Origin of the sequence: Luteipulveratus mongoliensis (assembly GCF_001190945.1) — a bacterium.
In the GTDB taxonomy this organism is placed as follows: Bacteria; Actinomycetota; Actinomycetes; order Actinomycetales; family Dermatophilaceae; genus Luteipulveratus; species Luteipulveratus mongoliensis.
In genome coordinates, this window is the sequence record NZ_CP011112.1 from 3,449,688 (window position 1) to 3,463,637 (window position 13,950).

General features: G+C 68.0%; 12 protein-coding genes. 9 read left to right on the forward strand and 3 right to left on the reverse strand.

What is annotated here, in order from left to right:
* Positions 1–139 precede the first annotated feature (139 nt).
* Together VV02_RS16405 and VV02_RS16410 are read left to right on the forward strand one after the other, a co-directional pair.
* Entirely contained in the window at positions 140–868 is a 729-nt protein-coding gene (locus VV02_RS16405) for a type 1 glutamine amidotransferase (RefSeq protein WP_169787705.1), read from the forward strand.
* A 25-nt stretch (positions 869–893) separates the two neighbouring features.
* Complete coding sequence (locus VV02_RS16410; RefSeq protein WP_052593180.1) at positions 894–1,520, forward strand: nitroreductase family protein; 627 nt, start codon at positions 894–896, stop codon at positions 1,518–1,520.
* On the opposite strand, the gene VV02_RS16415 is transcribed toward VV02_RS16410, so the two are convergent.
* Positions 1,504–2,541, reverse strand: a complete 1,038-nt coding sequence (locus VV02_RS16415) for an alpha-hydroxy acid oxidase (RefSeq protein WP_052593182.1) — start codon at positions 2,539–2,541, stop codon at positions 1,504–1,506. The two genes, VV02_RS16410 and VV02_RS16415, sit on opposite strands and share 17 nt — an antisense overlap.
* Positions 2,542–2,605: 64 nt before the next feature.
* On the opposite strand from VV02_RS16415, the gene VV02_RS16420 reads away from it, so the two are divergent.
* Positions 2,606–3,415, forward strand: a complete 810-nt coding sequence (locus tag VV02_RS16420) for an LLM class F420-dependent oxidoreductase (protein ID WP_218917429.1) — start codon at positions 2,606–2,608, stop codon at positions 3,413–3,415.
* A gap of 25 nt (positions 3,416–3,440) precedes the next feature.
* Here the strand turns inward: VV02_RS16420 and VV02_RS16425 are convergent, their stop codons facing one another.
* Positions 3,441–3,788, reverse strand: a complete 348-nt coding sequence (locus VV02_RS16425) for an HIT domain-containing protein (protein WP_052593186.1) — start codon at positions 3,786–3,788, stop codon at positions 3,441–3,443.
* A gap of 135 nt (positions 3,789–3,923) precedes the next feature.
* Positions 3,924–5,375, reverse strand: a complete 1,452-nt coding sequence (locus tag VV02_RS16430) for an HNH endonuclease signature motif containing protein (protein ID WP_052593188.1) — start codon at positions 5,373–5,375, stop codon at positions 3,924–3,926.
* A 295-nt stretch (positions 5,376–5,670) separates the two neighbouring features.
* Between VV02_RS16430 and VV02_RS16435 the strand changes: the two genes are divergently transcribed.
* The 6 genes from VV02_RS16435 to VV02_RS26845 all read left to right on the forward strand — a co-directional run bounded on the left by VV02_RS16435 (position 5,671) and on the right by VV02_RS26845 (position 13,826).
* Entirely contained in the window at positions 5,671–7,371 is a 1,701-nt protein-coding gene (locus tag VV02_RS16435; RefSeq protein ID WP_245633110.1) for a sugar ABC transporter ATP-binding protein, read from the forward strand.
* Positions 7,368–8,483, forward strand: a complete 1,116-nt coding sequence (locus VV02_RS16440) for an ABC transporter permease (protein ID WP_052593190.1) — start codon at positions 7,368–7,370, stop codon at positions 8,481–8,483. Before VV02_RS16435 ends, VV02_RS16440 begins: the two co-directional genes overlap by 4 nt.
* 48 nt (positions 8,484–8,531) lie before the next feature.
* Positions 8,532–9,614, forward strand: coding sequence for a substrate-binding domain-containing protein (locus VV02_RS16445; protein ID WP_052593192.1), 1,083 nt, complete (start codon positions 8,532–8,534; stop codon positions 9,612–9,614).
* Between the two features lie 6 nt (positions 9,615–9,620).
* A complete protein-coding gene (locus VV02_RS16450; protein WP_052593195.1) occupies positions 9,621–12,128 on the forward strand; it encodes a glycoside hydrolase family 172 protein in 2,508 nt (835 codons plus the stop codon).
* Between the two features lie 24 nt (positions 12,129–12,152).
* The gene (locus VV02_RS16455; protein WP_052593197.1) at positions 12,153–12,953 is read left to right on the forward strand and encodes an LLM class F420-dependent oxidoreductase; all 801 of its coding nucleotides are present in this window, start codon (positions 12,153–12,155) and stop codon (positions 12,951–12,953) included.
* 615 nt (positions 12,954–13,568) lie between these two features.
* Positions 13,569–13,826, forward strand: coding sequence for a sunset domain-containing protein (locus tag VV02_RS26845; RefSeq protein WP_083450224.1), 258 nt, complete (start codon positions 13,569–13,571; stop codon positions 13,824–13,826).
* Positions 13,827–13,950 lie beyond the last annotated feature (124 nt).

Consider the following 13,950-nt stretch of genomic DNA (forward strand, 5'->3'; position numbering starts at 1 on the left):
GCCCCGACCGGTTGGGTGTCCGTCTCGGAGCGGCAGCCGGCTCCCAGTATCTGTCACGAAAATGGGTGGTCCGGGCCAGCGAAGGTCACGGTCTGGACGCGTTCTGCCGCCCTGCCAGAACGCGTGACAAGGTGTCGAGGTGCCTACTGCGCTCCGTCCCCGCATCCTGCTCGTCCAGAACGACGCGGCCAGCGGACCGGGCCGGCTGATCGACTGGATCGCTGATGCCGGCGCGGACAGCTCGCTCGTCGCGGCCCACGCCGGAGAGCCCGTGCCCACCGACACCGCCGGCTACGACGCCGTGGTGCTTCTCGGCGGCGGACTGCTGCCGGACGAGGACGAGCGCGCACCCTGGCTGGCTGACGAGCGCGCCCTCACGACGAGGGCGGTCGAGGACGGCACCCCGTTGCTCGGTATCTGTCTGGGCGGACAGCTGCTCGCTCACACGATGGGTGGCACAGTGCGTGGCAACCATGGCGAGCCGGAGCGCGGCGTCACAGCGATCTCTGTTCGACCCGAGGCAGCGAATGACGTTCTCCTGCAAGGGCTTCCAGCGTCCGTGCCGGCCATTGAGAGCCATCGGGACGCCATCACCTCGCTCCCGCCCGACGCCGTGTGGCTCGCCTCGAGCGACCGCTGTCCCTACCAGGCCTTCCGATGCGGGTCACGTGCCTGGGGCGTGCAGTTCCATCCCGAGGTGAGCGCCGAGCGCATCCGCACCTGGGACCCGCAAGGACTGCGCGAGCAGGGATTCGACCCGCAGGACGTCGTGGCGCAGGCTGACCTGCACGACGGCGAGCTGGCACGACTCTGGGGCGGTTTCGTACGCCGGTTCCTTGACCTGACGCGCGCGCCTGCCACGATCTGAGCACGACGACCGAAGGAGCCCGACCATGGAGCTGCAGGATGCGGTGCGCAAGCGCCGTATGGTCCGCCGCTACGACCCCGACCGACCCGTGCCACCCGAGGTGCTCGACCGCGTCCTCGAGCTCGCGCTGCGGGCTCCGAGCGCCGGCTTCAGCCAGGGCTGGGACTTCGTGGTGCTGTCGGACGCGGCCGATCGTGCGGCCTTCTGGGCGGCCACGACCGAGGATGAGGACGATCCGGATCCGTGGCTCGAAGGGCTGAGCACCGCGCCGACCCTGGTGCTGTGCTGCTCGGACAAGCAGACCTATCTCGAGCGCTACGCCGAGGACGACAAGCCGTGGCAGGACCTCGACGAGTCGCACTGGCCGGTGCCCTACTGGGACATCGACACCGGTATGGCAGCGCTCCTGATGCTGCTGGTGGCCGTCGACGAAGGCCTCGGCGGACTGTTCTTCGGGGTGCCTGCGGAGGTGCACGACGAGGTACACGAAGCCTTCGCGATCCCCAAGGACCACAACATCATCGGCGTCGTGGCCATCGGCTACTCCGCTGATCCGAAGCGCAGCGGGAGCACGATCAAGCGCCGTCGGCGGCCGGTCTCGGAGGTCGTACACGCCGGTCGTTTTGGGACGCCGTTCACCACGCAGGCGTGACGTACGACGCGTCCAGCTCGTCCAGCGATCGCACGCCGGCCAGGCCCATGAGATGGGCGACCTCGTCGGTCAGGCCGGCGAGCACGTCCCGTACGCCGTCGGCTCCCCCTGTCGCGAGCCCGTAGATCGCCGGCCGGCCGACCATGACGGCGTCCGCGCCGAGAGCCAGTGCGGTCAGCACGTCGTAGCCACTGCGGATCCCGCCGTCGACCAGGACCGGGGCTGCGCCGGCGACCGCCGACACCACGTCGGGCAGCGCCAGCGCGGTGGGTACGGCCCGGTCGAGCTGGCGGGCGCCGTGGTTGCTGACCACGATGCCTGCGGCGCCGGCGTCGAGGCAGGCCAGCGCGTCGTCACCGCGCAGCACCCCCTTGACCAGGACGGGCACCCCGGACAGGTCGGCGAGCCACTCGATCACCTCGACCGTGATGCCGGCGTCGTCCTCGAGGTGGCTCAGGTCGCGGTCCCCCAGGTGTCGCGCAGAATTGACCATCGCGGTCTCGTCGCTCAGGGGAAGCGCGCGACCGGCACGTGCTCTGCGCGACAGGTAGGGCGTGTCTCCGGTCAGTACGAGCGCACTCGCGCCTGCCTGGACGGCCCGCTCCACCATGGCTGCTGCGATGTCACGCGCCGCTGTCACGTACACCTGCATCCACCAGGGTCCTGACGCCGCCGCGCCGACGTCCTCGAACGACGTCGTCGAACGGGTGGACAGGCAGAACAGCGAGCCCGCGTCGGTCGCACCCGCCACTGAGGCGCGCTCGCCATCGGGGTGGTACAGCTGGTGGAACGCCGTCGGAGCCGCAAGCACGGGAGTGGTGAGCTGGTGACCGAGGAGGTCGAGGGTCGTCGAGACGGACCGCACGTCCTGCAGCACCCGAGGGCGCAATCGCCAGTGTTGCCAGGCCTGTTCGGCCTCACCCAGACTGATCTCCTCGCCGGATCCGGTCTCGATGTAGTTCCACACGTCGCTGGACAGAACGCTCTCGGCGCGCGCACGCAGCTGCTCGCTGCTGGTCATGCGGGGCCCCTCCCCGTCGTGGACGATCCTGCTGGCGGACTGTCGCCTACCTAGCATGACCGCCATGACCACTCGCCCGGTGCGAATTGCCGTACAGCTCCAACCGCAGGACGCCGACTACGCACAGATCCGCGACGCCGTGGTCCGCGCGGAGGACATGGGTGTCGACGTCATCTTCAACTGGGACCACTTCTTCACTCTCCGCGGCGATCCAGACGGCAAGCACTTCGAGTGCTGGACGATGCTGGCCGCCTGGGCCGAGCAGACCAGTCGCATCGAGCTCGGCGCCTTGGTCACGTGCAACGGCTACCGCAACCCTGACCTGCTCGCCGACATGGTTCGGACGGTCGATCACATCAGCGGCGGGCGCGTCCTCCTCGGCATCGGCTCCGGCTGGTTCGAGCGCGACTACACCGAGTACGGCTACACATTCGGCACAGCAGGTAGCCGTCTGGATGACCTCGCGGCCTCACTCCCCCGTATTCGCAGCAGGTTCGAGCAGCTCAACCCGGCGCCGACTCGCCATGTCCCTGTGCTCATCGGCGGCGGCGGCGAGCGCAAGACCCTGCGCATCGTGGCCGAGCACGCGGACATCTGGCACTGGTTCGCGGGCGCCGACGAGCTGGTCCACAAGCTCACCGTGCTGCAGCGACACTGCGATGCGGTCGGACGCTCGATCGAGGAGATCGAGATCGGTGCCGGTGTCGGTGGCCTCGGTCGCGCCGGGCTGCCGCCTGGTCCGCCCGAGGTCGACGGTGAGCCGTTGCGCGCGCTCGGCGCCTCGCTCTTCACGATCAACGCGGTAGGACCGGCGTACGACCTGTCGCACGTCGAGCCGTGGCTGCGCTGGCGGGATCAGGTCAACGGCCCCTGACCGCCCGTTCGAGCGAGCGAGCGACTCAGATGCGTTCAGCACGCGACGTGCCCGCGTGGACGTGGACGTGCAGATGCTTCGAGTCCTGGTAGTCACCGAGGTTCGTCGTGACGCTCGCGGCGCCATGATCACGCAGCACGTCGGCCGCCACACGTTGAACGGCGCGCAGCATGCTGCCTGCGAGTGTGTCGTCGCCCTCGAGCGTCAGGAGCGAATCGACGTGCCGCTTCGGCACGACCACGATGTGCACCGGCCAGAACGGGCGGGTGTGCTCGAACGCCAGCACCGCATCGTCCTCGAACACCACTCGAAGAGGCTCCCGGCGCGGTATCGCCACATCGCAGTAGAAGTCGTCCCCCGAGTAGCCCGTCACCAGCTCAGGTTAGGCACTCGAGACGTACGGTCAGCGCGGTCGACCGGCAGCACTCCGGCTCCGGCACTCCGGCACGTCGAGACTCGGGCGCACGGACCTGGCCTGCTCACCGTCACCGGTCCGTTCGCTGATGACTCACGGTCCGTTCGCCGACGAACTGACCTTGCCCATCGCGTCCGTCGGAGCGCTCACGCCAGATGCAGCTCCTCGGTGCCAGTGGACGGTGAAGGGCGTGACAGTCGCGGTCAGGTTGTCGCGGTGGACGATGGCGTGGTGGCGGCGGCAGAGCAGGGCTGAGTTCAGCAGGCTGGTGCGGCCGCCGGCGTACCAGGGTTGGACGTGGTGGACCTCGCAGAAGCTGGGTGGCCGATCACAGCCAGGGAACGTGCAGCACCGGTCTCGGGCCACCACCGCTGCACGTAGTCCGTCCTTGACCAGGCGTTGCTCCCGGCCGACGTCCAACGGTTCAGAACGTGATCCCAGGACCATCGGGATGATGTCCGCATCGCAGGCCATCCGCCGGATCGTGCCGGCATCGACCGTGTCACCCAGACTCGTCACCCCCAACCCACCCGCGCGGCCACGGTCGGCTCTGGCGGCGCCCGCCCTGGCGGCGCCCGCGCTGGGGTGTCCTGCGCCGGCAGCCCTGGTCCGAGCGTGCTCAGCGCGCAGGTCATCCAATCCCATCGTGACCACGAGCTTGGTCGTCGAACCGTGCGAGGTCGAGGCGTCCGTGGAAGTCGCCAGATCAATCAGGTCCATGAACGCATCCGCGCGACGCTTCCCCGGACTACGCGGATCCGGAGAAGACGCGCCCGTGTCCGGATCAACCACCGGACGGGGACCAGCACCCGCCTGAACCGCAGCAACCAACCGCGCCGCGTTCCCCGGCGCCAAGTCCACGATGAACCGCCGCAAACCACCCGGCAGATCCGACCACGACAACTCCTCGACCCGCTCCAACGCCGCGTCCTGATCCTCGAGCTGGTCACCGGCATACGTCGCGACCAACCACCGCGACAGATGCCGCAGCTCCTTAGCACCACCACCAGCCGCGGCCACCTGCACGAAGTACGCCAAACACTCCTGGCGCGCGAAACCCGGCAGCACCGGCAGGATCTTGCCCAGCTCCCGCAGACTCACCTGCGCCGCCCGCGCGCTACACGCCCCCGACGCGACCGCCTCCCGCAACAGCACGTTGTCAGGCTGATTCACAGCAGCAGCAACAGTCGCGACCCGCGACGCCTCACCCGGCTCCAACCGCCCCGCATGCGCAGCAACCCACTGCGCCGGGCTGGCCGCCTGCGACTCCCGCACCACACCACGCTCCAACGCCTCTGCCGTGGCCATCACCACACACGCCTGCACCCGATCAACAAGCACACCGAGCAGCTCCACCAACGGCGCCAGATCCGCCGAGCCGACCTGATGCAACGCCGACGGCAACCCCTCCAACGCAACCACCGCGGCAGCAGCCGCAGACACCGCATCAGCCGCCGGCCCCGGCGGCACCCGAGACACCAAGGACTCCCCCGGCAGCGACTCGCCATCCGGGGACCCATCAGTGTCGTGCGCTGCCTCATCCATACTTCGACCGTACAGGCGTTCGCATCGACGTCGCAAGGCCGACGGGCGTGAATCTTGTTTATTACCAGCATGATTCGCGGCTCCGAGTTATCCACATCCCCTCCCCGACGGCTCAGTCATCCACAGCCAGGCCGCCAGTCCAACGACACCCCTGTGGACAATCGCCGCACACCGCGACCCGCCAGGACCTCGCCGCCCACGCCGACATCGCGCCGCCCACGACATGCGTAACCCATCAACAGATCGGCCGAACTGCTTGACGCTCCACCGGCGGCGCACCTAATGTCCGGGCCTAGTGGGTAATCGATTTCACACCGGTGACCGCAACGACGCGGAGCCAGCAGCACCATCCGGTCCGGCCGATGGTGCGGCCGATCGCGCGGCCAAGGATGCGGCCAACGATCCGGCCGATAGCGCACCTCACGATGAAGTCCCCGACGAGGTCTCCGGGTCCACTCCCCTCCTCCAGGTGCGCAGTCTCGGGAAATCGTTCCCTGGCGTACGCGCACTCAGCGACGTCTCCCTCGAGGTCGACCGCGGTCAGGTGCATGGCCTGCTCGGCGAGAACGGCGCGGGCAAGTCGACGCTGATCAACATCCTGTCCGGCGTGTTCCCCCACTACGACGGCCAGATCCTCATCGACGGAGCGCCCGCCTCGATCCACAGCCCGTCCGATGCGCAGCGACTCGGCATCAGCACCATCCACCAAGAGCTCGGCCTCGTCCCCGACATGTCCGTCGCGGACAACATCTGGCTCGGCCGCGAGCGCACCCGCCCGTTCGGAGGTCTGCTCGACCGCGGCCGGTCCATCGCGGCGGCGCAGGAGCTGCTCGATCGCGTCGGGCTGACTGTCGACCCGCGCCGGCCCGTACGCCAGTGTCGCGTGGCCGAGCAGCAGCTCATCGAGGTCGCCAAGGCGCTGTCCATCGACGCCAAGGTGCTCATCATGGACGAGCCGACGTCGGCTCTGGCGGACGCCGAGGTACGCACCCTGCTGGCCGTCATCAAGCGGCTCACCGCCGAGGGCGTCGCCATCATCTACATCTCGCACCGGCTCGATGAGCTGGACGAGGTGGCCGACACCGTCACGGTGCTGCGCGACGGCAGCAAGGTCGCCACCCAGCCGATGGCGGGCAGCTCACGTGAGGAGCTCGTACGACTCATGGTGGGCCGCGACATCGCGAACCTGACCAGGCGCACCCCCTCAGCAGCAACGGCCGAGCCGCGCCTCGTCGTACGCGACCTCCGGCTCCAGCCCGACGCGCGCTCGGGGCGCGTCGCCCTCAACGGCGTGAGCCTGACCGTGGCGCCCGGCGAGATCGTGGGCCTCGCCGGCCTGATGGGCGCCGGACGTACGGAGACGCTGGAGGCGATCTTCGGCGCCTACCCGCTGCACGCGCAGCAGGGCGAGATGCTCCTCGACGGCACGCGCCACCGACCGCACTCCCCCAAGGCGTCGATCCGCGCCGGAGTCGTCCTCGTCCCGGAGGACCGCAAGCAGCAGGGACTCGTGCTGCACCACAGCGTGCGGTTCAACACCAGCCTCCCTTCGCTCAAGGACTTCCAGACGCTCGGCTGGGTGCACTCGCGCGCCGAACGCGCCGCCGTGCAGGACAAGGTCGATGAGCTCGGGGTCAAGACGACCAGCGTGCAGACCGAGGTCGGCACGCTCTCCGGTGGCAACCAGCAGAAGGTCGTGCTCGCCAAGTCGCTGCTCGTGCAGCCGACGGTGGTGCTGCTCGACGAGCCGACCCGCGGCATCGATGTGGGAGCGAAGGCGGAGATCTACGAGCTCGTCGATGCGCTGGCCGAGCAGGGCGTGAGCCTGATCGTGGCGTCCTCGGAGCTGCCCGAGCTGCTGCGCATGTGTGACCGGATCGTGGTGCTCTGCGAGGGCCGGGTGACCGACGACATCCCCGCGCAGGACGCCGACCAGGAACGGATCATGCGGGCCGCGATGGCTCGCCAGAGCGTCGTGACAGGGAGTGCAGGATGACCGCGTCCTTCCGACGGGTGCTGCCCGTGCTCGGCTCGTTGCAGGGCTACATCGGGCTGATCCTCATCGTCGTGATCGGGATCTGGACCAAGGGCGAGCAGTTCGCCAACGCCGACAACATCACCAACGCGATCGGCTACTTCGCCCCGCGCGCGATCCTCGCGATCGGCATGACCCTCGTGATCATCGCCGCCGGCATCGACCTGTCGGTGGGCGCGCTGCTCGCCGTCGGCGGTACGACGTCGGCCCTCCTGCTCACCGACCACGGCCTGGCGCCGTGGGCCATCCTGCCGATCAGCATGGCGGTCTGCGCGGCGTTCGGCTTCGTCAACGGGGCCGGCACGGCACTCCTGCGCATCCAGTCGTTCGTCATGACACTGGCGATGATGACCATCGCGCGCGGCATCGTGCGCGAGGCGAGTGACAACACCTCGATCGGCACCACGCTCATCGACAAGAACGGCCAGGTCACCCCGGTGTCCAAGTCGTTCCAGAAGCTCGCGACACCCGGCAACAATCTGTTCGCCGGCACCGACATCCCCTTGATCGGGCGCGACGGGATCTACTTCCCGGTCATCGCCGTCATCGTCATCGCGATCATCTTCCAGCTCGTGCTCTCGAAGACGAAGTTCGGGCGACACGTGTACGCGGTGGGCGGGAACCCCACTGCCGCAAGGCTTTCCGGCGTCAACGTCACGTGGGTCATCATCGCCGTCTTCACGATCTCGGGACTGCTGGCCGGCGTCGCCGGACCCATCAACGCGGCGTACAACGCCTCGGCCGATCCCCAGGCAGGGCTCGGTTACGAGCTGGACGCGATCGCCGCAGTCGTCATCGGCGGCGCGAGCCTCGCGGGTGGTCGCGGCTCGGTGATCGGTACGTCGGTGGGCGCCTTGATCCTCACCTTCCTGGACAACGTCCTCGGCCTCAACAACGTCAGCGCCAACTGGCAGATGATCATCAAGGGCCTCATCGTCATCGCTGCTGTGGTCATCCAGCGGCCAGACCTGTTCACCGGCGCCGCTGAGCGCGCCCGCACCCGGATGCGCCGAGATCGCGCCCCCGACGAACCTGCACCAGACCAACCCACGTCACCCCCAGAACCGAGCTGACCGGGGCCTTCCCGGGCTCGACTGCCCCCTCATGACAAAGGAGTCGTGATGCACACCACGAAGCGGTCCATGGCAGGAGTCGTCGCACTGTCCGCGGCGCTCTCTCTCGCCGCCTGCAGCTCCTCAGCCCCCGGCGACGACAACTCGTCCGGCGCTGCAGCACCCTCCGCCCCAGCGGGCGGCAGCAGCAGCCCGGCCGGCGGCGGCGACGCCAGCCCGACGGACGGCAGCAAGACCGTCACCATGCCGAAGAAGAGCCAGTACGTCATCGGCTACTCGCAGTCGAACAACGCCGAGCCCTATCGCGCCCAGCTCAACAAGCAGCTGCAGTACTACGTGAAGCAGCACCCCAACCTGAAGCTCCTGCCGATCGCCGACGCCGCCCAGGACAGCTCACGGCAGGTCAGCCAGGTGCAGCAGTTCATCCAGCAGAAGGTCGACGTCCTGATCGTCTCGCCCAACGAGGCGAGCCCGCTGACGCCGCCGGTGCAGCAGGCCTGCAACGCCGGCATCAAGGTGATCGTGCTGGATCGCAGCGTCAACACCAACTGCATGACGTCGTTCATCGGTGGCGACAACGTCGCGATCGGCAAGGCGGCCGGTGACCTGGCGGTCAAGCTGCTGCCGAGCGGCGGCAACGTCGTGGAGCTGCAGGGCATCTTGTCCAACCAGCCGCAGATCGACCGCGACAAGGGATTCAAGGACGCCATCGCGGCGAACCCGAAGATCAAGATCGTCAAGCACCAGGAAGCCAAGTGGCTCAAGGAGGACGCCACCAAGGTGATGCAGCAGTGGCTGCAGTCGGGCACCAAGGTCGACGTCGTGTACGCCCACAACGACCCCATGGCCCTGGGTGCCTATCTCGCCGCTGCTGGGCAGGGCAAGCAGAAGCAGATCAAGTTCATCGGCATCGACGGACTGGCCATCCCCGACGGCGGGATCCGGGCCGTCCAGCAGAACCAGCTGGCCGGCACCTTCGTCTACCCGACCGGCGCCAAGGAGGCCGTCGACACCATCACCAAGATGATCGCCGGCCAGCCGATCTCGTCCAAGCAGGTCCTCCCCACGACTCCGGTGACACCGCAGAACGCCGCCTCCCTGTACGCGCAGTACGACTTCTCCAAGAAGTGAGCACCGATGCGTACGCACCCTCGCAGCCGACGCCGCGCGGCCACCATCGCCGTGGCAGCCGTACTCGTGACGGCGCTGGGCAGCGCCGGCCCGGCGCCCGCCGCCACCCAGCCGAGCAGCCCTGATCGCAAGGGTCCGGTCGGCTGGGACACCTACCGTCACCTCGACCAGATCGGCACGCAGACCGCCGGCGTCGAGACCAAGCAGTTCTCCAGCTTCGACCGAGCCGGCGGCAACGACGACGGGTTCGAGGGGACGTACAGCTGCCTGCGCACCGCGACCGACGGTTGCGTCATCGCCGAACGCGCCGGCGCCGGCGAGGTGGACTCGATCTGGTTCACCCGCGACGGCGGCGACGTCAGCCGGACCGGGTCGATCAAGGTCGAGCTCGACGGCAAGGTGGTGCTGAACGCGCCCGTGCAGGACGTCGTCGACGGCAAGATCGGCGGCGCCTTCGTGCAGCCCTTCGTCACCAACGCCGACCAGAGCTCCGGCGGCGTCAACATCCACGTGCCGATGACGTACCGCTCCTCGATGCGGGTCACCACGACCACCAATCCGCTCTTCTACCACGTCACCTACCGCACCTTCGCGGACTCCAAAGGCGTCAGCACCTTCGACCCGAAGGCTGTCCCGAACGACGTCCTGAAGACCTCTCGCACCTGGGGTCAGGCCGATCCCAAACCGGCCCGACAGGGCTCGACGACCGCCAAGCCGATCACCCTCAAGCCGGGCGCGTCCGCGGTCCTGGCCGACGCGTACGGCCCCGGTCAGGTCAGCGCGCTGCGTCTGCAGCTCCCGCAGATCGTCGGGCCCAAGACGATGCCCCTGATCGCTGATGACGGGCGCGCACACAAGGGCGACAGTCAGTTCACCGTCGCGATCAACCCGGACAACGACGGCGTGCAGCTGAAGCGGCGCTTCGACGCCAACTCGGCTCAGGAGGTCGCCGACATCTACGTCGACGACGTCAAGGTCGGCCGCTGGCCGGCCACCGACGACACCGCCGGGCACTGGTCGTACCAGACCTTCGATCTGCCGGCGAGCGCGACGAAGGGCAAGTCGAAGATCACCGTCCGCAACACCTTCGTGTCGGCGACGATCGACTGGAACGAGTTCCACTACTGGGTCGACTCGGTGGTCGGTGGCGCGCCGGTCCGCACGGACGAGCTGGACGTCGGCCCCTCGCCGGCGGGCCTGGCGAGCGAGAAGGCGCACGACTACACGATCACCAACCAGACGTGGACCGGCACGCCCAACCAGACCGACCCGCCGCCGGACCTGAACGACCCGGCGATCCTGAAGTCGGCCGAGCTGTTGCGCGACGTCTACGTCCGCGCGACGTTCGACGGCAAGAAGACCGTCGAGTCGCCGCTCGGTGAGTTCTTCGGCTCAGGTCTGGTCGAAGGCAAGGTCAGCTCGCTGTTCTTCGCCATGGATCCCGCCCCCGGCGGGTGGTACTCGAGCTGGTGGCCGATGCCGTACGTCGGTCACGCCCGCATCGAGCTCGTCAACAAGTCCAAGCTCCCCCTCACATCGGGCCAGTCGCAGGTCACCACGAGTCGCGACGCGTCCGTCGTGCGGCGCCTGGTCGGCCCGCAGCCGACCTTGGGCTACTTCAACGCGACTCACCAGCGCGCTGACACGACCGAGGGCCGCGACTGGATGTTCTTGGACACCAAGGGAACTGGGCGATTCGTCGGTGTCAGTCACACCGCTCGGGGACACATCACCAGCGGCAACATCCGCGAGTACCTCGAAGGTGACGAGAGGGTGTACGCCGATGGCTCGGCCTCCCCTGCGCTGCATGGCACCGGGTCCGAGGACTTCTACGGCAGTGGCTGGTACTTCAACCGGACGACGTTCAGCACCCCGTTCAACGGGCTGTCGGGGATGCCCACGCGTGGGCACGGGTGCGCCCAGCAGTGCGACTCCCCCTACCGCCTGATGATCGGCGACGCGGTGCCGTTCTCCTCGTCCCTCAAGTTCGGGATCGAGCACGGGCCGGTCGACAACGCGGCGGCCGAGTACTCCTCGACGGCCTACTGGTACGGCTTCACCAACCAGCAGACCTCGAAGGTGACGGACACGCTCAACCTCGGCGATGCAGCCAGCCGTCAGACGCATCAGTACGACGGTGCGGCGCCAGGTGCGCCCCTCACCGCGACCTTCGAAGGCGACGACGACGGCGTACAGGTCGCCAAAGCCGTTGCGAGCGCTACGGATCCGGTGTCGTTCACGATGAAGGTCGATCGGACGAACCAAGGGGTGACGCTGCGGCGGACGAGTGACCAGGCGAACGCGTACCAGTCAGCCGCGGTGAGCATCAACGGTCAGCCTGCCGGCACGTGGTTGCAGCCCCTCGGCAACACTCACCATCGGTGGCTGGACGACACCTTCCAGATCGATCCTGCGCTCACGCGTGGGCGTTCGTCGGTGCGCGTGACCATCACACCAACGGCCGGCGCAGCGGCCTGGACCGCCGCTGAGTACGCCGCCGATTCGGCTCGCTGACCCGGGCTGCCTAGGGTGCTGGACATGACGACTCGCCCGGTTCGCATTGGTGTCCAGCTCAAGCCCCAGCACGCCGACTACGCCCAGATCCGCGACGCGGTCCGTCGCGCCGAGGATCTGGGCGTGGACATCGCGTTCAACTGGGACCACTTCTTCCCGCTGTCCGGAGGTCGCGACGGCAAGCACTTCGAGTGCTGGACGATGCTCGGCGCATGGGCCGAGCAGACCAGCACCATCCAGATCGGCGCCCTCGTCACCTGCAACAGCTATCGCAACCCCGACCTGCTCGCCGACATGGCCCGCACGGTCGACCACATCAGTGACGGCCGACTGATCCTCGGCATCGGGTCGGGCTGGTTCGAGCACGACTACACCGAGTACGGCTACGAGTTCGGCACCGCGGGGAGCCGGCTGGACGCCCTGGGCGAAGCACTCCCCCGCATCGAGGCGCGGCTGGACAACCTCAACCCGGCACCGATGCGCAAGATCCCCGTGCTCATCGGCGGCGGTGGCGAGAAGAAGACGCTGCGCTTCGTGGCGAAGCACGCCGACATCTGGCACACGTTCGCCGACGGTGACGAGCTGACCCACAAGATCGGTGTTCTCAAGGGGCACTGCGAGGCGGTCGGCCGGGACTTCGACGAGATCGAGGTCTCGGTCAACCTCAGCGGTGACCCAGGGGCCACCGAGACGCCCGAGGGGCACGGCGAGGAGCAGCGCGCACTGGGCGCGACGCTCTTCACCCTGGGGGTCGGTGGACCTGACTTCAACTTCGATGCGCTGAGCCGCTGGGTCGCCTGGCGCGACCAGGTCAACGCAGGCTGAGCCCATCGCCGGTCGAGTAGCGCCGGAGCTTGCGGGGCGCGTATCGAGACCCGCTCCGGAGCTCTCGGCCCGTTCGGTCCGGTCCGGTCCGATCCGGCCCGACGTGCGTACCCCGTCTACCTATCCCGGTCCGTCTCCGGCGTCATGCGGCGGACCGTGGCACGGACGTCGGATATGCAGGTCCGGCCGGACGTCCCACTCAGCAGTTGGGATGGCGTCGTTGCGGCCGACCTGAGTCCGCCTGATTCTTCATTCGCTACGGTGACGGCGAAGGAACTCCCTGAACTCCCAGTCACACAACATTTCCGCCTCTAACGTCCACTCATGGGTGGGAACAATGGATGGACGTTAAAGATCTTTGGTTCGACATGTGCGATGAGCGTGGCACTACTGCTCAGCGGCTGCGAGGCGAGCGTCGATGCAACCCAAGGGGTAGCAGAGTCGCAATCCTCGTCCAGCACCTCACGGTCGCCCGCCACGCCACCAGCACACTCGACGACGGAACCATCAGTCCGATCCTCGCCACAAGGCCCAACTCACACCCCCAGTCGGCCAACGCTGGGGAAAGCGCCGGCGAAGACATCGTCCAGCGCAGGCCCCCAGCAGACTCCGGCCGTGCCGCGTCAGCCGAAGCCACGCTCCACATCCTCAGTCCCGCGCAAATCCCAGTCCGCTCCACGTCCGGCATCGAAATCGAGCTCTCACACAGGGTGCGACATCAAAGGCAATATTGCCGACGACGGAGAGAAGATCTATCACGTCCCTGGACAGCAGCATTACGACATCACCAAGATTTCCCTCAAGAAGGGTGAACGCTGGTTCTGCTCAGAAGCTGATGCGGTCGAGGCGGGCTGGCGCAAAGCCAAAGTCTGATGGTGTCCGCACGAGCATCTCCGGCCGAGGTCGGCCGCCGAGGGTGTCGTCTGGGTAGCGCCCACGCGGCGCGCCTGACCCGACCGCTGCGCCAGGCGGACGAGGATGGGAGGCTGACCGGGTG